This window comes from Sphingomonas sp. GC_Shp_5, assembly GCF_026540855.1.
Lineage (GTDB): Bacteria > Pseudomonadota > Alphaproteobacteria > Sphingomonadales > Sphingomonadaceae > Sphingomonas.
On sequence record NZ_JALNUP010000021.1, the window covers coordinates 19,011 to 36,538 of the forward strand.

Annotated in this window: 17 protein-coding genes; 13 read left to right on the forward strand and 4 right to left on the reverse strand. The window is 66.7% G+C overall.

Annotation, left to right across the window (positions count from 1 at the left end; translation table 11 throughout):
• The first annotated feature begins 145 nt into the window (after positions 1-145).
• The 5 genes from OXR60_RS15310 to rimM all read left to right on the forward strand — a co-directional run bounded on the left by OXR60_RS15310 (position 146) and on the right by rimM (position 3,737).
• The gene (locus OXR60_RS15310) at positions 146-700 is read left to right on the forward strand and encodes a hypothetical protein (RefSeq protein ID WP_267396804.1); all 555 of its coding nucleotides are present in this window, start codon (positions 146-148) and stop codon (positions 698-700) included.
• 261 nt (positions 701-961) lie between these two features.
• On the forward strand, positions 962-2,470 hold the full coding sequence (gene ffh, locus OXR60_RS15315) for a signal recognition particle protein (RefSeq protein WP_267396805.1): 1,509 nt from the start codon (positions 962-964) through the stop codon (positions 2,468-2,470).
• A 120-nt stretch (positions 2,471-2,590) separates the two neighbouring features.
• Positions 2,591-3,043, forward strand: a complete 453-nt coding sequence (gene rpsP, locus OXR60_RS15320) for a 30S ribosomal protein S16 (protein ID WP_267396806.1) — start codon at positions 2,591-2,593, stop codon at positions 3,041-3,043.
• A 54-nt stretch (positions 3,044-3,097) separates the two neighbouring features.
• Positions 3,098-3,229 (forward strand): hypothetical protein, encoded by a 132-nt coding sequence (locus tag OXR60_RS15325; RefSeq protein WP_267396807.1) that lies wholly within the window; start codon positions 3,098-3,100, stop codon positions 3,227-3,229.
• Positions 3,213-3,737 carry a ribosome maturation factor RimM gene (rimM, locus tag OXR60_RS15330; RefSeq protein ID WP_267396808.1) on the forward strand — a complete coding sequence of 175 codons (525 nt, stop codon included), beginning with the start codon at positions 3,213-3,215 and terminating at the stop codon, positions 3,735-3,737. The genes OXR60_RS15325 and rimM overlap by 17 nt, the downstream gene beginning before the upstream one ends.
• A gap of 51 nt (positions 3,738-3,788) precedes the next feature.
• Here the strand turns inward: rimM and OXR60_RS15335 are convergent, their stop codons facing one another.
• Positions 3,789-4,694, reverse strand: coding sequence for an NAD(P)/FAD-dependent oxidoreductase (locus OXR60_RS15335; RefSeq protein WP_267396809.1), 906 nt, complete (start codon positions 4,692-4,694; stop codon positions 3,789-3,791).
• Positions 4,695-4,809: 115 nt separating this feature from the next.
• On the opposite strand from OXR60_RS15335, the gene OXR60_RS15340 reads away from it, so the two are divergent.
• The 5 genes from OXR60_RS15340 (at position 4,810) to OXR60_RS15360 (ending at position 7,501) form a co-directional block, all read left to right on the forward strand.
• Positions 4,810-5,103 (forward strand): hypothetical protein, encoded by a 294-nt coding sequence (locus OXR60_RS15340; protein WP_267396810.1) that lies wholly within the window; start codon positions 4,810-4,812, stop codon positions 5,101-5,103.
• On the forward strand, positions 5,100-5,474 hold the full coding sequence (locus tag OXR60_RS15345; protein WP_267396811.1) for a type II toxin-antitoxin system VapC family toxin: 375 nt from the start codon (positions 5,100-5,102) through the stop codon (positions 5,472-5,474). The genes OXR60_RS15340 and OXR60_RS15345 overlap by 4 nt, the downstream gene beginning before the upstream one ends.
• Complete coding sequence (gene trmD / locus OXR60_RS15350) at positions 5,471-6,199, forward strand: tRNA (guanosine(37)-N1)-methyltransferase TrmD (protein ID WP_267396812.1); 729 nt, start codon at positions 5,471-5,473, stop codon at positions 6,197-6,199. Before OXR60_RS15345 ends, trmD begins: the two co-directional genes overlap by 4 nt.
• Position 6,200: 1 nt before the next feature.
• The gene (gene rplS / locus OXR60_RS15355) at positions 6,201-6,590 is read left to right on the forward strand and encodes a 50S ribosomal protein L19 (protein WP_267396813.1); all 390 of its coding nucleotides are present in this window, start codon (positions 6,201-6,203) and stop codon (positions 6,588-6,590) included.
• Positions 6,591-6,814: 224 nt separating this feature from the next.
• A complete protein-coding gene (locus tag OXR60_RS15360) occupies positions 6,815-7,501 on the forward strand; it encodes a hypothetical protein (protein WP_267396814.1) in 687 nt (228 codons plus the stop codon).
• A gap of 108 nt (positions 7,502-7,609) precedes the next feature.
• Here the strand turns inward: OXR60_RS15360 and rpoD are convergent, their stop codons facing one another.
• From rpoD to OXR60_RS15375, 3 genes are all read right to left on the reverse strand, one after another.
• Positions 7,610-9,646 (reverse strand): RNA polymerase sigma factor RpoD, encoded by a 2,037-nt coding sequence (gene rpoD, locus OXR60_RS15365; RefSeq protein ID WP_267396815.1) that lies wholly within the window; start codon positions 9,644-9,646, stop codon positions 7,610-7,612.
• Complete coding sequence (gene dnaG / locus OXR60_RS15370; protein WP_267396816.1) at positions 9,646-11,526, reverse strand: DNA primase; 1,881 nt, start codon at positions 11,524-11,526, stop codon at positions 9,646-9,648. Before dnaG ends, rpoD begins: the two co-directional genes overlap by 1 nt.
• 100 nt (positions 11,527-11,626) lie before the next feature.
• Positions 11,627-12,079 (reverse strand): GatB/YqeY domain-containing protein, encoded by a 453-nt coding sequence (locus tag OXR60_RS15375; RefSeq protein WP_267396817.1) that lies wholly within the window; start codon positions 12,077-12,079, stop codon positions 11,627-11,629.
• 145 nt (positions 12,080-12,224) lie between these two features.
• On the opposite strand from OXR60_RS15375, the gene carA reads away from it, so the two are divergent.
• The 3 genes from carA to greA all read left to right on the forward strand — a co-directional run bounded on the left by carA (position 12,225) and on the right by greA (position 17,415).
• The gene (carA, locus tag OXR60_RS15380; RefSeq protein ID WP_267396818.1) at positions 12,225-13,424 is read left to right on the forward strand and encodes a glutamine-hydrolyzing carbamoyl-phosphate synthase small subunit; all 1,200 of its coding nucleotides are present in this window, start codon (positions 12,225-12,227) and stop codon (positions 13,422-13,424) included.
• 112 nt (positions 13,425-13,536) lie between these two features.
• Entirely contained in the window at positions 13,537-16,860 is a 3,324-nt protein-coding gene (carB, locus tag OXR60_RS15385; RefSeq protein ID WP_267396819.1) for a carbamoyl-phosphate synthase large subunit, read from the forward strand.
• Positions 16,861-16,938: 78 nt separating this feature from the next.
• Entirely contained in the window at positions 16,939-17,415 is a 477-nt protein-coding gene (gene greA / locus OXR60_RS15390; protein WP_267396820.1) for a transcription elongation factor GreA, read from the forward strand.
• Positions 17,416-17,528: the final 113 nt, after the last annotated feature.

A 17,528-nucleotide genomic window follows, 5' to 3' on the forward strand; every position in this document is an offset into this window, starting at 1 on the left:
CATACATCGGTTCGTCGCAGTCATGTTGCGGCGCAGCGGGATATGTGATGCTTTCGTGAATGTCGGCAGACCAAGGCGTTAAGGGATCCGTTAACCATCCTGGCGCATGATCTGCCGGTTCCATTGCGGGGCGGGGTGACAGATCATGGGTGCCAAGATGAAGCCGGCCGAAGGTGCGATGACGTTGGCCGAGATGAAGGAGTTCGCGGGCTTTCCTGCAGCGACGCAGCGGTACATTCGTCGCAGCCTGGATATCGGCCTCGATCGCGACGATGCGATGGCGCGTTGGTCGCGCGACGTGGTGGAGGCTGCCAGCATCCGTGCCCAGGCGCGGCTTTATCGCGCATTGCCCGAATTGCGCGAGATGGTTCCCGACGATGCCGATCTCGGCGCGCTCGAGCCGTTCCTCGCGCCGGTGGTGACGCTGGCGGCGTTCGACCTCGGCCAGGGACGGCTGACGCATTTCTCGGCATTCCGCTTTCTCTACGAGCGGCTGCTCGGCGCCGAGGTGCGGCCATGGCTGCCGAGCGCGTTTTGCGCTGCAGCGTCGCTGCCGCATCTCCACCCAGAACTGCGCCGCAAGCTACTCCAGTCGATCAGCGAGGCCGCGGCGACCGCGTCGGGCTGGTCCAACCGGCGGCCGGCCTTCTACCCGCATTGGGTGGAGAAGGTGGACAGCGGCGCCGCGCTGCCGAACTGATCGAGGCGAGGGCGGGGCAACGCGCCCCGTCGTCACCTAGCTGCGTGGAGCACGACCGGGCATGGGGCTTGGCGTGTCTCGATACGCTCGGCGCGCACGGGATCGATCTGCCCTCCTTGCGTTTTGCCGCCCCGCGGGCTACACGCCCTCCCACGTTCGTTGTCGAACGCGATAGACACGCGCCCACGGGTGCACGCTGGCCGGCGAGGTTTCGCCCGCCGGCGCTTTTGCGTTTGGCGGCATTGATGAGGTGATGGCGCGATGTTCGACAGTCTGAGCGACCGGCTTGGTGGGGTGTTCGACCGCCTGCGCGGCCGTGGCGCGCTGACCGAAGCCGACGTCCGCACCGCCATGCGCGAGGTGCGCGTCGCGCTGCTCGAGGCGGACGTCGCCCTGCCGGTGGCTCGCTCGTTCGTCGACAAGGTCACCGAGCAAGCGGTCGGCCACAATGTGCTGCGCTCGGTCACGCCGGGGCAGCAGGTCGTCAAGATCGTCAACGATGCGCTGATCGAGATGCTCGGCGCCGATGCCTCGGAGCTGGAGCTTGGGGTGGCGCCGCCGGCGGTGGTTATGATGGTCGGCCTGCAGGGCTCGGGCAAGACCACGACCACCGCCAAGATCGCCAAGCGGCTTTCGACCCGCGATCGCAAGAAGGTGCTGATGGCGTCGCTCGACGTCAATCGCCCGAATGCGCAGGAACAGCTGGCGACGCTCGGCACCCAGATTGAGGTGGCGACGCTGCCGATCATCCCCGGCCAGCAGCCGGTGGATATCGCACGCCGCGCGCTCCAAGCCGCCAAGCTCCAGGGCTATGACGTGCTGATGCTCGACACCGCCGGCCGACTCCATGTCGACGCGGCGCTGATGGACGAAATGAAGGCGGTCGCCGAGATTGCGACGCCGCAGGAGATCCTGCTCGTCGTCGACTCGCTGACCGGCCAGGACGCGGTCAACGTCGCGCAGAACTTCTCCGATCAGGTGCCGCTCACCGGTGTGGTGCTGACCCGGATGGACGGCGACGCCCGCGGCGGCGCGGCGCTGTCGATGCGCGCTGTCACCGGCAAGCCGATCAAGTTCGCGGGCACTGGCGAGAAGCTGGATGCGCTCGAGGCGTTCCACCCGGAGCGGGTCGCCGGCCGCATCCTCGGCATGGGCGACGTCGTCAGCCTGGTCGAGCGCGCCGCGGAATCGATCCAGCAGGAAGACGCCGAGCGTATGGCGGGCCGGCTCGCCAAGGGCCAGTTTGACATGAACGACCTGCGCGGCCAGCTCGCGCAGATGCGCCGGATGGGCGGGCTCGGCGCGCTTGCCGGCATGATCCCGGGCATGAAGAAGGCCCAGGCGGCGATGGCCTCGGCGCCGGGCAGCGATAAGGTGCTGGTCCACATGGACGCGATGATCGGCTCGATGACGCTCAAGGAGCGCGCCAAGCCCGAGCTGATCACCGCCAAGCGCAAGATCCGTATTGCCAAGGGTTCGGGGACCACCGTCCAGGAGGTCAACAAGCTGCTCAAGATGCACCTCGAAATGTCCACCGCCATGAAGAAGATCAAGAAGATGGGCGGCTTGAAGGGCATGATGGCGATGCTCGGCAAGGGCGGGATGGGCGGCGGCATGGCTGGCCTCGGCAACGCGATCGGCGGCGCCCAGCTCGGCGACATGATGGACAAGGCCGGTGGCGGCCTGCCCAAGGGGCTCGCCGGTCTCGGCGGCGGCAACGGCATTCCCCAGCTGCCCCCGGGCTTCGAGAATCTGATCAAGAAGAAGTGATTACCCGCTCCTGACCGTCACCCCAGCGACAGCCGGGGTCTCAGGCGGCCAGGGCACGAACAACAACCACAAGACCCCAGCGTTCGCTGGGGTGACGACTTGAAAGAAGGACTGGTTACCATGGCACTCAGCATTCGTCTGTCGCGCGGCGGCTCCAAGAAGCGTCCCTATTACCGCATCGTCGTCGCCGATGCGCGCAGCCCGCGCGATGGCAAGTTCATCGAGAAGCTCGGCAACTACAACCCGCTGCTCGCCAAGGACAACGACCAGCGCGTTGTGCTCGACGCCGAGCGCGCCAAGTACTGGCTGTCGAATGGCGCGCAGCCGACCGACCGCGTCGCCCGCTTCCTCGACGTCGCCGGCGTGCGCGAGCGCGCTGCCCGCAGCAACCCCAACAAGGGCAAGCCCGGCGAGAAGGCTACCGAGCGCGCCGAGGAGCGTGCCGACAAGCTGAAGGCCGAGCAGGACGCCCGCGCCGAGGCCGAAGCCGTGATCGCCACCGAGGTGGAAGCCGCCACTGAGACGCCGACCGCGGAGTCCGAGCAGGTCGCCGACGCGACGTCCGAGCAGTAAGCATCCGGATGGGCCATGGTGCGTTACCCTCCTACCAACAGGAGACGACGCATCATGGCCATCGATCCCGATCCGCGTACCGCACCCGATGACGACGAAGACGCCACCAACCAGGGTGTCTCCAGCACCGATCCCGCAGAAGGGGAAGACGATGCCCCCGACGGCGGCAGTGGATCACCAAATTAAGGCCGTTCCCGCGCCGCCCGGCATCGAGCCGACGGTGACGCTGGCGGTCGTGATCGGCGCGCACGGCATTCATGGCCAGGTGCGTCTCAAGGTGTTTGCCGAGGACCTCGGGCCCTATCGCAGCTTCAACGGCGGCACGCTGACGTTGAAGAATGCGACCCCGGGCAACAACGGCACCATCGCCCGCTTCGCCGAGGTTGCGGACCGCACCGCCGCCGAGGCGATGCGGGGCACCGAACTCACCATTCCGCGCTCGGCGTTGCCGGCGTTGGCCGAGGGTGAATATTACCACGCCGATCTGATCGGGCTCGCGGCGGTATCGACCGACGGCGAGGCGCTCGGCACGGTGGTGCTGATCGAGAATTTTGGTGCCGGCGACGTGATCGAGATCGAGCGGCCGCCGGTTGACGGCAAGACCGGCAAGCGCTTCATGGTGCCGATGCGGCCCGAGGCGGTGCCCGAATGGAACGCTGAGCGGCTGGTGATCAGCCCGGATTTTATCGAGTAGCCGTGGGGGTGGGTTTGTCCCGCCCGGCTAGCTAGCCAAGAACATTTTCCCCTACCTCCTGATCGGTTGCCGTTCGCTGAGCAGGTTGCGGATCGTCGTCGCCGCAACGCCGGCTTCGCCCATCGCGTGGCTGATCTGGTCCAGACCCTTCACCACGTCCCCTGCGGCGAACAGGCCTGGCACGGTGGTGCGCTGGTGATCGTCCACCTCCAGGCAGCCCTCATCGCTGGCGCGCGCGCCGGCGGCGACCGCGAGGTGCGATCGGATCCGCGAGCCGAGCGCTGGATAGACGCTGTCGAACGCCATGCGCCCGCCGGCGGTGTCGAGTGCGAGCTGGTCGCCCTCGATGGCCCAATTGCCGCAAGGGCCATTGACGCGGACGATGCCGGCCTCGGCGAGCTTGGCGCCGCAGGCATCATCGAGCAGGTGTTCGGCCTCGGGGGCGATCAGCGTCACGTCGCGGGTGTAGCCCCGCAGAAACAGCGCCTCGCGCATACCATGATCTCCGGTGCCGATCACGCCGACGCGCTTGTCGGTGACCTCATAGCCGTCGCAGATTGGACAATAACGCAAGAGGCCGCGCTCGAGCGCCGGATCATGCACCTCGGGCAGGATATGAGGGCGGTGATTGACGACGCCGGTGGCGAGCAGCACCGTGCGCGCGGCGAACCGCCCTTCGTCGGTGACGACCACGAAATTGTCGCCGTCGGGCACGATCTCGGTGACCTTCTTCTCCTCGCGCCGCGCGCCGTATTTCTCCGCCTGCACGCGCATCAGCCGCAGCAGATCCTTGCCGCTGATCCCGTCGGGATAGCCGGCATGGTTGTGGGTGCACGGGATCATTGCCGCGCGGCTCGAGTTGCTGTCGAACAGCCGGATCGAGAGATGGAAGCGGGTGAGGTAGATGGCCGCGGTAAGCCCCGCAGGTCCGGCGCCGATGATGATGCAATCGTCCATGGTGGCGCAATCCCCCGCACCGAGCGTGGTTCCTTGGGCGTGGTTCCTTGGGCGTGGTTCCTTGCCGCAGCAGCGCCCGGCGTATATACATCCGGTATATACGGAGTCAGTGACGATGGGCGCGCTTCCTACGAGAACTTTCAAGTCAGGCAATTCGGTCGCGCTGCGCTTGCCGAAAGGCTTGGGCATCGAGGAAGGCGTGGAGATGAGCATCCGCGAGGAGCAGGGGCGGTTCATCTTAGAGCGGGTCGGCCAGCCCAAGCGCAAGTTCGATATCGCAGGAATCTGGGGCATCGGTCGTCACCTTGGCCTCAAGCCGATTGCGCCGGAGGATCGCGTCTTTGAGGACCGACCTCTGCTGTGGCCCGATATCGACGCCGACGAGCCATTGGTCCCGCCAACGTCGTGAAATATCTGCTCGATAGCAACATCATCATCGTTGCCATGCTTGGCGCATCGGACCCGCTGCGTGACCGGATGGCGGCATGTGATGAAGATGATCTGGTCACCTCCGCCATTGCTTATGCGGAGGTTGCCCATGGCTCGCATCACGGCACACCGCTGCCGATCGCGCTGCTTGACCGCTTCCTGTGGGCCGTTCCTGTGTTGCCGTTCGACGCTGCCGCCGCGAACGCCTATGCGGCACTGCCGTTCGTGCAGGCCAGCTACGATCGCTTGATTGCGGCGCACGCCCTCTCGCTGGGCGTGACGGTCGTCACCGGCAACGAGCGTGATTTCGCCGATGTGCCGGGCCTCTCCGTGGAAAACTGGACGCTGTGACCTTCGCTGCCACTATCCTCACGCTCTACCCCGAGATGTTCCCCGGACCGCTCGGCGCCAGCCTGGCGGGCCGCGCACTGCGCGAGGGGGGCTGGTCGTGCGACGCGGTGCAAATCCGCGACTTTGCCACCGACCGGCATCGCTCGGTCGACGATACCCCGGCAGGCGGCGGCGCGGGGATGGTGCTGCGCGCGGACGTGCTCGCGGCGGCGATCGACAGCGTGGCCGATGACCGGCCGGTGCTGGCGATGACACCGCGCGGGCGGCCGCTCGAGCAGGAGCGGGTGAGGGCGCTCGCGGCGGGGCCGGGGGTAACGATCCTGTGCGGCCGGTTCGAGGGGTTCGACGAGCGCATCTTCGCGGCGCGCGCCATCGAGGAGGTGTCGATCGGCGACTATATCCTCTCGGGTGGCGAGATGGGCGCGCTGGTGCTGCTCGACGCTTGCATTCGGCTGCTGCCCGGCGTAATGGGCGCCCCTTCCAGCGGTGTGGACGAGAGCTTCGAAACGGGGCTGCTCGAATATCCGCAATATACCCGACCTCAGCAATGGGAAGGGCGCACGATCCCCGAAGTGCTGCGATCGGGGGATCATGCGAGGATCGCGGCCTGGCGAAAGCACATGGCCGAGACCGACACACGGCTACGGCGGCCGGACCTTTGGGAGCGCCACGAGGGCGCTCGGGTCCAGTCGCCCTCTGGCGCGCGGCGAATGAAGGACGAATGAGATGAACCTCATCCAGACGCTCGAAGCCGAGCAGATTGCCAAGTTCCACGAGACCAAGTCGATTCCCGAGTTCCGCCCCGGCGATACGCTCAAGGTCGGCGTCAAGGTCGTCGAAGGCGAGCGCACCCGCGTGCAGAACTATGAGGGCGTGTGCATCGCGCGCTCGAACCGCGGCATGGGCTCGAGCTTCACCGTGCGCAAGATGAGCTTCGGCGAGGGCGTCGAGCGCGTCTTCCCGCTCTATTCGCCCAACGTCGATTCGATCGAGGTGGTCCGCAAGGGCGCGGTGCGTCGCGCCAAGCTCTATTATCTGCGTGGCCGCACCGGCAAGTCGGCGCGTATCGCCGAGCGCCGCGACGTCCGCCCGGCCAAGGGCACGGCCGCGGAGTGATCCACCGCGGCGGCTGACCGCCGGTGGGTTGCACAAGAAAACAGGGCGCGGTGGCTTCGGCTGCCGCGCCTTTTTTCTTGGTTCGACGGCTGGCCAACCCGCTCCACCGTGCTACCTCTTGGCCTCCTGTGGAGGATCGTTGCGGCAGCTGCGCCGTTATGATGCTGATAACAGTGGAAAAGAGAGGCGAGATGCGGCGAGCGATGGGCGCGTGGAGTTATCCGATGGCGGCAGCCGCGGCCTGCTGTGCGCTGGCGGGAACGTCGGTGCCTGCCGCTGCGCAGACCGGTAGCCTGTCCGCGCGCGACGTGCTCACCCAGGCCTCGTTTGGCTCCGCGACCAAGCAGGCGGCCATGCAGGGCGTGCTGACCGCCCAGCGGCTTGCCGCGGCGGCGCTGGCACGGTCGCCTACCGATCACGAGGCGCTGCTGATGCAGGCCACCGCCAAGGGCTATGAGGCCAAGCTCAGCGGCAGCCGCGCCGATGCGATTGCCGCCCGCAAGCTGTTCGAGGCGCTCGCCAGCCGTTCGCCCCGAGATGCCGAGCCGCAGCTCGGGCTCGGCGCCTGGCATATGGGGGCGGTGTTCAAGCTCGGCAGCCTGATGGGCCGTGCGGCGCTCGGCGCGCAGAAGGCGGTCGGGCTGGCGGCGCTGGACCGTGCGGTGGCGCTGGGTGGTGATCGTGCGTCCTGCGCAGGAGTCGCCGCGCTGCTGCGGCTCGAGCAGGATCCAAGCGATCAGCGTGGGCGCGCGCTCGCCGAGATGGCAGCGCGGGCGAGCACGCCGACCGCGTTCGACCGGGCGATGCGCCGGGCGTCGGCCGCCGTGCTGGCGTCGCTTAACGGCGGCGATGCGGCAGCGACCAAGAAGCTGGCGGCCAGGCTGCTGCCGTTCGGGCAACTCGGCGACTGAGCGGGCGGCCGTGACGCGCTGGTCGGCCACGAAATTGGTCCACGCCAAGCACAAAAAGGGCCGCCGGGCTGATGCTCGGCGGCCCTTTCTGATCTGGTCGATGCTCGCTTACTGATCCAGGAAGCTGCGCATCTTGCGGCTGCGGCTCGGATGTTTGAGCTTCCGCAGCGCCTTGGCCTCGATCTGGCGAATGCGCTCGCGCGTCACCGAGAACTGCTGGCCGACCTCTTCAAGCGTGTGATCGGTGTTCATGCCGATGCCGAAGCGCATGCGCAGCACGCGCTCCTCACGCGGAGTGAGGCTGGCAAGGACGCGGGTAACCGTTTCCTTGAGGTTGGCCTGGATCGCGGCATCGACCGGGATCACCGCATTCTTGTCCTCGATGAAGTCGCCGAGGTGCGAATCTTCCTCGTCGCCGATCGGCGTCTCAAGGCTGATCGGCTCCTTGGCGATCTTCATCACCTTGCGCACCTTTTCGAGCGGCATGCTCAGGCGCTCGGCCATCTCCTCCGGAGTAGGCTCGCGGCCCTGCTCGTGGAGGAACTGGCGGCTGGTGCGGACCAGCTTGTTGATCGTCTCAATCATGTGGACCGGAATGCGGATCGTCCGCGCCTGGTCGGCGATCGAGCGGGTGATCGCCTGGCGGATCCACCAGGTCGCATAGGTGGAGAACTTGTAGCCCCGGCGATACTCGAACTTGTCCACCGCCTTCATCAGGCCGATGTTGCCCTCCTGGATGAGATCCAGGAACTGCAGCCCGCGGTTGGTGTACTTCTTGGCGATCGAGATCACCAGGCGGAGGTTGGCCTCGACCATCTCCTTCTTGGCGATACGCGCCTCGCGCTCGGCCTTCTGCACCGTGTTGACGATGCGGCGGAACTCGGTGAGCGCCATGCCGGTCTGCTGGGCGATGTCGGCGATCTCGGCACGAATGCGGTCCACCGCCTCGCCCTCGTTGGTCGCGAACGCCGTCCACTTCTTGTCGAGCTTGCCGATCGAGCTCAGCCAGTTCTCGTCGGTCTCATGGCCGACGTAGCGATCGAGGAAGTCCTTGCGCGCGACCTTGTGCCGCTCGGCGAGGCGCAGCATCTGCCCGCCCAGCGTCGTCAGGCGCCGGTTATAGGCATAGAGCTGGTCGACCAGGAACTCGATCTTGGCGTTGTGGAACTGCACGCTCTCCACCTCGGCGGTGAGCTCCTCGCGCAGCTTCTGGTACTTGCGTTCCTCGGCAGCCGACAGCTCGCCACCGGCAGCCATCGCGTCGAGCCGGGCCTGCTGGACCTTGCTGAACTTCTTGTAGAGCGCGGTGATGTTGGCGAATCGCTCCAGAGCCTGCGGCTTGAGCGTCTCTTCCATCTGCGCGAGGCTGAGGGTGTTGTCCTCTTCCTCGTCATCGGCCGGTCGCGGCGCGCGGCGCTCGCCGCCTTCCTCATCCTCGTCGGCGGAGGCCTCCTCGGGCTCTTCCTCTTCCTTGAACGACGGGCCGGCGGCCTTCTCGGAGATCTCGCCGTTATCGTCTTCCTCGGCGCCCTCGACCTGCTCGGCGGTCGGGCCCTTGGAGAGCATCGCATCGAGATCGAGGATCTCGCGCAGCTGCATCGTGCCTTCGTTGAGCGCGGTCGACCAGTCGATGATCGCGTTGAAGGTGATCGGCGACTCGCACAGGCCGAGAATCATCGTGTCGCGACCGGCCTCGATCCGCTTGGCGATGGCGATCTCGCCCTCGCGGCTGAGCAGCTCGACCGCGCCCATCTCGCGCAGGTACATCCGCACCGGATCATCGGTACGGTCGATCGTCTCTTTCTTCTTGGTGTCAAGCGCGGGCGCGCTGCCGGTGTCCGTCTCGGCATCCGGGGTCTCGACCTCGTCATCCTGCGCGTCGTCGGTCTCGCCGTCGTCGCCTGCCTCGTCGTTCTCGACGATGTTGACGCCCATCTCGTTGAGCGCCGCCATCACGTCCTCGAGCTGGTCGGACGACATCTGGTCCTGCGGCAGCGCCTCGTTGAGCTGGTCGTAGGTGATGTAGCCGCGCTTCTTGGCGCGCGCGATCAGCTTCTTGACCGACGCATCGTTCATGTCGATCAGCGGCGCATCGCCCGTCTCAGCCGTGTCGGGAGCTTCAGCCGCCATGTTCGATTTCGCCATCAATTGCCCTCGGATCCAAACGCCCGGGCGTCTTCGTTCGCCTGCACGAGATTTGCAAGCCGAAGCTCCAACGCCTGTTTCTCTCTCACCAATGCCACTTGCCGTTCAAACGCCTCGTCAGTGAAATGCGCCTGCATGGCGCTGGTTGCCTCGGCAAGCGCCAAATCGACTTCCGGGCGCGCCACCATGATGGCGATCGCTTCGTCGAGGTCGGCTCTGGCTCTGGCCGGATCACCGGCATTCTGCGTGAACGAATAGGGCATCGTATCGGCTCTCAGCAGGTCGCTCGCGACTGAATCGAAACCGGATAACGCCAATATGGTAATCAGGCGGCCGCTATCAAGCGCCTGCTCCTCCAGCGCCAGATCGACCACCGCCTCGTAGAGCCTGCCGAGCGCACCATCGATCAGCTTGAGGCTGCCGAGCACCTCCATGTGGCGCGCGATCTCGACCGGGTGGCGGATCAGCCCGGCGAGCACCGCCTTGGCGAGCACGCGATCGATCCCGGCGGCACGGACGGCCTTGGCGTCCTCGGTCGCCGGGGCGTGCGGCTGCTTCCACTGGCCTTTGATGTCGCGCTTGCCCTGAGGGCGGGGCGGGGAGGGTGTAAAGGCGCGGCGCTTGGGCGCGAAATGCTCGTAGACGCGGTTGCGGAAGTCGTTCTCATACTCCTTGCGGACCGACGCATCGACAATGGTCGCGGCAAGCTCCTGGAGGCGCTGTTTGAGCCCGGCCCGCTGCTCGGGCGTGTCGAGCGGGCCGGCGGCGAGTTCGCTCTGCCACAGGCGATCGACCAGAGGCTGGGGCTGCCGGAGCAGGGCTTCCATCGCTGGTGCGCCGCCGGCGCGGACCAGATCATCCGGATCCTGGCCGTCGGGCAGGGTGACGAAGGCAAGGCTGCGCCCGCCGCCGAGCATCGGCAGCGCGCGGTGAGCGGCGCGCAGCGCGGCCTTCTGCCCGGCGCTGTCGCCGTCGAGGCAGAGGATCGGCACGTCGACCATCCGCCACAAGCGCTCGAGCTGCCCTTCGGTGAGCGCGGTGCCGAGCGGGGCGACCGCCTCGGCGATCCCCGCCTGGGCGAGCGCGATCACGTCCATATAGCCCTCGACCACCAGCACCCGGCCAGACTTGCGGCTGGCCGGCGCGGCGCGATCGAGATTGTAGAGGGTGCGGCCCTTGTCGAACAACGGCGTCTCGGGCGAGTTGAGATACTTGGGCTCGCCCTCCCCGATGATCCGGCCGCCGAACGCGATCACCCGGCCGCGCGGATCGCGGATCGGGATCATCAGCCGGCCGCGGAACCGGTCATAGGGCTCCTTACCCTCGACCTGGATCAGCATGCCGGTCTCGACCAGCATCGGGTCGCCATAGTCCTTCAGCGCGGCCTTGAGCTTGCCGCGGCTGTCCGGCGCAAAGCCCATGCCGAAGGTGCGCGCGGTCTCGGGCGTGATGCCGCGCTTCGCCAGCGCGGCGCGGGCATCGTTGCCGCCGAGCCCGCCGAGCTGCTCGGTGAACCACGCGGCGGCCTCGGCCATCGCCTCGTGCAGGCCCTTGGCGCGCTCGGCTTTGCGCGCGGACTGATGGTCCTGCGCGGGCATGTCGAGCCCGGCCGCTTGAGCGAGTTCCTTGACGGCGTCGATAAACGGCAGGCCGCGCTGGTCGGTCATCCAGCGGATCGCGTCGCCATGCGCCGAACAGCCGAAGCAATGGTAGAAGCCCTTGTCGTCGTTGACGTAGAAGGAGGGCGTCTTCTCGTTGTGGAACGGGCAGCAGCCGCGCATCTCGCGGCCCGCCTTCTGCAGCTTGGTGGTCTTGCCGACCAGCGCCGACAGCGAGGTGCGGGCGCGCAGTTCATCGAGGAATTGGGGGGAGAGGCTCATGGTTGGGTGCCTGCCTTCTCGACTGCGCGCCGTACGATCGGGAGGTGCCAATCCGGGCCCGCCGCCGCTTCGAGCCCGATCGATACGCGCGCCCGGCGGGTTACGCCAGCGCCGCCTTCACCAGCCCGCTTGCTTTGGACATGTCCAGGCTCGCCGCATGCCGCGCCTTCAGCTCGGCCATCACCCGGCCCATGTCCTTCATCCCGCTGGCGCCGAGCTCGGCCTTGATCGCCTCGATCGCCGCGGTCGTCTCCGCCTCGCTCATCTGCGCCGGCAGGAAGCGCTCGATCACCGCGACCTCGGCCTTCTCGGCGTCGGCGAGTTCCTGGCGGCCGCCGGTCTCGTACATGGCGATCGACTCGCGGCGCTGCTTGACCATCTTCTGCAGCACCTCGACCACCACCGCATCGTCGTCGGCCGGCGCGGTGCCGGTGCGCAGCTCGATGTCGCGGTTCTTGATGGCGGCCTGGATCAGGCTGATGGCGGCGCGCGCTTCCTTGTCGCCGGCCTTCATGGCGGTGACCTGCGCGGCCTTGATGTCGTCGCGAATCATGGGTGTCTCTCGAAGCCTCAGCGGTAAAGCGGGTGACCCTAGCGGAACAACGCCTCCCCGTGAACCGGTTGACCTCGGCCGGCGCGGGGTCTAGCGGGCGCCACTTAGCGACATCGCGAACCAACACAGGAGTGCCCGCCAAGCCATGGCCGACGCCAAACCCTCTGCCGCGCCTGCTGCGTCCGCCAGGCCAGATGGCGCGACCGGCGTGCTCGTCCTCGCCAGTGGCGAGATCGCCTGGGGCCGCGGCTTCGGCGCCGAGGGGCAGGCGGTGGGCGAGGTGTGCTTCCACACCGCGATGACCGGCTATCAGGAGATCATGACCGATCCGTCCTTTGCCGGGCAGATCATCACCTTCACCTTCCCGCACATCGGCAATGTCGGCGCCAACCCCGACGACATCGAGGCCGATGCACCGCATGCGCTGGGCATGATCGTCCGCGAGGACGTCACCGCGCCATCCAACTTCCGCGCCGTCGAGCGGCTCGACGGCTGGATGAAGCGCCATGACCGGATCGGCCTTGCCGGGATCGATACCCGCGCGCTGACCCGCCGGATCCGCAGCGGCGGCGCACCCAACGGCGTTATCGCGCACTCGGCGAGCGGCGACTTCGACCTCGACCTGCTGCTCAAGCTGGCGCGCGGCTGGCCGGGGCTGGAGGGCATGGACCTCGCCAAGGAGGTGTCGACCGCGACCCACTATGCCTGGGGCGAGGCGCGCGAGGGCGGGGCCTGGAAGCTCGGCCATGGCTATCTTCACAAAGGTCACGCAAACGACGCCCCGCGGCCGCATGTCGTCGCGATCGATTATGGCAGCAAATTCAATATCTTCCGCAACCTTGTTGAGGCGGGCGCGAAGGTTACGGTGCTACCGGCGGACGCGACGTTCGACCAGGTGATGGCGCTCGCGCCGGACGGCATCTTTCTTTCCAACGGCCCTGGCGATCCCGCCGCGACCGGCGACTATGCGGTGCCGGTGATCCGGCAGCTGCTCGAGACGGGCAAGCCGCTGTTTGGCATCTGCCTGGGCCACCAGTTGCTCGGGCTGGCGGTGGGCGCGACCACCACCAAGATGTTCCAGGGCCATCGCGGCGCCAACCACCCGGTCAAGCGGCTCAGCGACGGCGCGGTGGAGATCACCAGCATGAATCACGGCTTTGCGGTGGAACGCGACAGCCTGCCCGCCAACGTCCGCGAGACCCATGTGTCGCTGTTCGACGGCTCGAACGCGGGGCTGGAGCTGACCGACCGGCCGGCGTTCAGCGTGCAATATCATCCCGAGGCAAGCCCGGGGCCGCAGGACAGCCTGTACCTGTTCGAGCGGTTCGTGGGTTCGCTGACGTGAGCGGGCGGCCGGCTGTGTTGCTGCAGCCAGGCCGCGATCAACTGAACGGCGCCGGTTCGCGCCGACTCCAGCTCGTCGGCGACGGGCTTCATACCAGACACAAAGGCTGAGAATGCCAAAACGCACCGACATCTCCTCCATCCTCGTCATCGGCGCAGGGCCCATCGTGATCGGCCAGGCGTGCGAGTTCGATTATTCGGGCACGCAGGCGATCAAGGCGCTGAAGGAAGAGGGCTATCGCATCGTCCTGGTCAATTCGAACCCGGCGACGATCATGACCGATCCCGAGCTCGCCGACGCGACCTATGTCGAGCCGATCACGCCCGAGATCGTCGCCAAGATCATCGAGAAGGAGCGGCCCGACGCGGTGCTGCCGACGATGGGCGGGCAGACCGCGCTCAACACCGCGCTGGCGCTGTTCCGCGACGGCACGCTGGAAAAGTATGGCGTGCAGATGATCGGCGCCGATGCCGAGGCGATCGACAAGGCCGAGGACCGCCAGAAGTTCAAGGTGGCGATGGACAAGATCGGGCTGGAAAGCGCGCGCTCGGCGATCGCGCACAGCGAGGCCGAGGCGCTGGAGGGGCTCGCCAAGGTGGGGCTGCCGGCGATCATCCGCCCAAGCTTCACCATGGGCGGGTCGGGCGGCGGCATCGCCTATAATCGCGAGGAATTCCTCGGCATCGTCCGCTCGGGGCTAGACCTGTCGCCGACCAACGAGGTGCTGATCGAGGAATCACTGCTCGGCTGGAAAGAATATGAGATGGAGGTCGTGCGCGATCGCCACGACAATTGCATCATCATCTGCTCGATCGAGAATGTCGATGCGATGGGCACCCACACCGGCGATTCGATCACCGTCGCGCCGGCGCTGACGCTGACCGACAAGGAATATCAGATCATGCGCAACGCATCGATCGCGGTACTCCGGGAAATCGGCGTCGAAACAGGCGGTTCCAACGTCCAGTTCGCGGTCAATCCGAAGGACGGCCGGCTGATCGTGATCGAGATGAACCCGCGCGTGTCGCGGTCATCGGCGCTCGCCTCCAAGGCGACCGGCTTCCCGATCGCCAAGGTCGCCGCCAAGCTCGCGGTGGGCTATACGCTCGACGAGATCGAGAATGACATCACCGGCGCGACGCCGGCGTCGTTCGAGCCGACGATCGACTATGTCGTTACCAAGATTCCGCGCTTCGCGTTCGAGAAGTTCAAGGGCGCCGAGGCGACGCTCGGCACCGCGATGAAGTCGGTCGGCGAGGTGATGGCGATCGGCCGCAACATCCATGAATCGATGCAGAAGGCGTTGCGCGGGCTGGAGACCGGGCTGTCCGGCTTCAACAATGTCGAGCGGCTGGCCGGCGCGCCGCGCGACGTGATCGAGGCCGAACTGGCGATCCGCTCGCCCGACCGGCTGCTGATCGCGGCCCAGGCGTTGCGCGAGGGCTTCACCGTCGCCGAGGTGCAGACGCTGACCGCCTACGATCCCTGGTTTCTCGAGCGGATCGCGGAGATCGTCGAGGCGGAAGCGCAGATCTGCCGCGAGGGCCTGCCGATCGAGGCCGCCGGCATGCGGCGCCTCAAGTCGATGGGGTTCAGCGACAAACGGCTGGCGTTCCTGGCGCTGCATTCGGCCAACCTCCGCGGCAATGCGCGCGGCATCGCCCGCGGCACCGGGCTGATCCACGAAGCGGTGGTGGCGATGACCGGCGGCGTCACCGAAGACGAAGTGCGTGCGTTGCGCCATCGGCTCGGCGTGCGCCCGGTGTTCAAGCGGATCGACACCTGCGCGGCCGAATTCGACGCCAAGACGCCATATATGTACTCGACCTACGAGGCGCCGAGCTTCGGCGAGCCTGAGAGCGAGGCGGCGCCGAGCGACCGGCGCAAGATCGTGATCCTCGGCGGTGGCCCCAACCGCATCGGCCAGGGCATCGAGTTCGATTATTGCTGTTGCCATGCCTGCTTCGCGCTGGCGGACGCTGGCTATGAGACGATCATGGTCAACTGCAATCCCGAGACGGTGAGCACCGACTATGACACCTCGGACCGGCTTTATTTCGAGCCGCTGACCGCCGAGGACGTGCTCGAGATCCTCCATGTGGAGCAGTCGCGCGGCGAGCTGGTGGGCGTGATCGTCCAGTTCGGCGGGCAGACCCCGCTCAACCTCGCACGCGCGCTGGAAAAGGCGGGGATCCCGATCCTCGGCACCTCGCCCGACGCGATCGATCTCGCCGAGGACCGCGAGCGGTTTGCGGCGCTGATCAACAAGCTCAAGCTGCGCCAGCCGGCCAATGGCCTCGCGCGCAGCCGTGACGAGGCCGTCGCCGCCGCCGAGCGGATCGGCTATCCGGTGCTGATGCGGCCGAGCTATGTGCTCGGTGGCCGGGCGATGGAGATCGTCGACTCGCTCCAGCAGCTCGACGACTACATCCAGACCGCGGTGCAGGTATCGGGCGAATCGCCGGTGCTGATCGACCAATATCTGCGCGACGCGATCGAGGTGGACGTGGACGCGATCTGCGACGGCACCGATGTGGTGGTTGCGGGCGTGCTCCAGCATATCGAGGAAGCCGGCGTCCATTCGGGCGACAGCGCCTGCTCGATCCCGCCTTATTCGCTCACCCCCGCGATCATCGCCGAGATCGAGCGGCAGACGGTGCTGCTCGCGCATGCGCTGTCGGTGGTCGGGCTGATGAATATCCAGTTCGCGGTGAAGGACGACCTTGTCTATCTGATCGAGGTCAACCCGCGCGCCAGCCGCACGGTGCCGTTCGTCGCCAAGGCGATCGGCGCGCCGATCGCCAAGATCGCGAGCCGGGTGATGGCGGGCGAGAAGCTGAAGGATCTGCCGGCGATCAACCGCCACATCGATTATTATGCGGTCAAGGAAGCGGTGTTCCCGTTCAACCGCTTCCCGGGCACCGATCCGGTGTTGTCACCCGAGATGAAGAGCACCGGCGAAGTGATGGGGATCGATCCCGATTTCACCACCGCCTTTGCCAAGTCGCAGCTCGGCGCGGGCACGGTGCTGCCGACCAGCGGCACCGCGTTCGTCAGCGTCAAGCATGGCGACAAGCCGCACATCGTGCCGGCGGTGCGCTCGCTGCTCGAGCATGGCTTCCACGTGCTCGCGACCGGCGGCACCGCGGATTACCTCGAGCTCGCCGGGCTGTCGGTGGAGCGGGTCAACAAGGTCGCGCAGGGGCGGCCGCACATCCTCGACCGGATCATGGACGGCGAGGTGGGGCTGATCTTCAACACCACCGAGGGATGGCAGAGCCTCAAGGACTCCAAGCCGATCCGCCAGGCGGCGCTCGCGCAGAAGATCCCTTACTTCACCACCGCGCCGGCCTCGGTACAGGCGGCGGCGGCAATCGGCACGCGCTCCCTTGAAGTGCGTCCGTTGCAGTCTTATTATTCGCAATCGCACTATTAATCCCGGCATGATCGCGTGATGTGCGGGCGGGCGCCCTGGTCGGGGCCCGCTTGGGAACGAGTTATTGGGGACGAGACAATGGCCACCGTCGAAAAGATGCCGATGCTGCAAGAGGGCTATGAGAAGCTCACTGCGGATTTGCGGCGTCTCAAAGAGGAGCGGCCGCACATCGTCGACGCGATCGAGGAAGCGCGTGCTCATGGCGATCTGTCGGAAAACGCCGAATATCATGCTGCCAAGGAGCAGCAGGGCCAGAATGAGGCGACGATCAGCGACATCGAGGACAAATTGTCCCGCGCGCAGATCATCGACCCGCGCGACCTGTCGGGCGACAAGGTGGTGTTCGGCGCCACGGTGACGCTGCTCGACGACGACAACAAGCCGGTGCGCTACCAGATCGTCGGCCAGACCGAGGCGAACGCCAAGACCGGCCGGATCTCGTACAATTCGCCGCTCGGCCGCGCGCTGATCGGGCGCAAGGTGGACGAAGAGGTCGAGGTCGCGGTGCCCGCGGGCGACCGCTATTATGTGGTGTCGAAGATCGAGTTCATCTGATCAGCGCGCCACAGCCGTAGACATGAAAAAGGCCGGGGAAACCCGGCCTTTTCTGTTGGGGGCGTTTCCCCGGCGGGGAATGACGATCTCGGGCTGATCCGTTCATGCCGCGT